The following is a 1,065-nucleotide window of genomic DNA, read 5'->3' on the forward strand; positions in this document are numbered from 1 at the left end:
GGCCGAGATCGTCGTTGCCCTTGGGGGTGACGGCTTCCTGCTGCAGACCCTGCGCGACACGATGGGGACCGGCAAGAAGGTCTACGGCATGAACCGTGGCACCATCGGCTTCCTGATGAACGAGTATCGTTCCGGTGGCCTGACCGAGCGTCTCGAAGCCGCCGTCGCCGAAACCATCCGCCCGCTGGAGATGCTGGCCGTGACCTCGGAAGGCGAAACGATTTCGGCACTGGCTATCAACGAGGTGGCGCTGTGGCGTCAATCGTACCAGACGGCCAAGATCCGCATCACCGTCGACGAACAGGTCCGGCTTGAGGAACTGAACTGCGACGGCGTCATGATCGCAACCCCGGCCGGGTCCACCGCCTACAATCTTTCGGCGCACGGGCCGATCCTGCCGCTCGACGCGCCGCTGCTGGCGCTGACCCCGGTCAGCCCGTTTCGCCCGCGCCGCTGGCGCGGCGCGCTGCTCTCCAACAAAGCGACGGTGCGCTTCGACATCCGCGAGCCGGAAAAGCGGCCGGTGAACGCCGCCGCCGACCATACCGAGGTCAAGGCGGTGACCTCGGTGACGGTGCGAGAATCACCCACGGCGACAGCAACGTTGCTGTTCGATCCCAATCATTCCTGGAACGAGCGTATTCTCGCCGAACAGTTCCGCTATTGAGCCGGCTCTGCGACCGACAGGTCGATTAAGCATCCCGATTAAGGTTACAACTTCACAATCGTGCCATTGCTGCCCGTTTCTGTTGACAAATCGAGGGCTTGCTCCTAATTGCAATACCGATCTTGCAGGCGCGTGGCGCTTGCCGCGACGCCATTAGACGCCGTTGCGCTTCCCCGAACCAGCCAAAGACAACAACACTTGTCCTCAGACACCACGACCGCTCAAGAAGCGTTGACCTTCGCAGACCTCGGCCTGTCGCCGAAGGTCCTTTCCGCAGTCACCGACGCCGGCTACACCCAGCCGACGCCGATCCAGGCTGGTGCGATCCCGCACGCCTTGCTCGGCAAGGATATTTTGGGCATCGCCCAGACCGGCACTGGCAAGACGGCTTCCTTCGT

Annotated in this window: 2 protein-coding genes; both read left to right on the forward strand. The window is 62.8% G+C overall.

Going from position 1 to position 1,065, the window contains the following annotated elements; all coding sequences use genetic code 11:
- On the forward strand, positions 1 to 667 hold a 667-nt coding region (locus EN994_RS32710), incomplete at its 5' end, for an NAD kinase (RefSeq protein WP_127308215.1).
- Positions 668 to 865: 198 nt separating this feature from the next.
- On the forward strand, positions 866 to 1,065 hold a 200-nt coding region (locus EN994_RS32715), incomplete at its 3' end, for a DEAD/DEAH box helicase (protein ID WP_164746488.1).

Source organism: Mesorhizobium sp. M7A.F.Ca.CA.002.09.1.1 (assembly GCF_003998555.1).
GTDB lineage: Bacteria > Pseudomonadota > Alphaproteobacteria > Rhizobiales > Rhizobiaceae > Mesorhizobium > Mesorhizobium ciceri.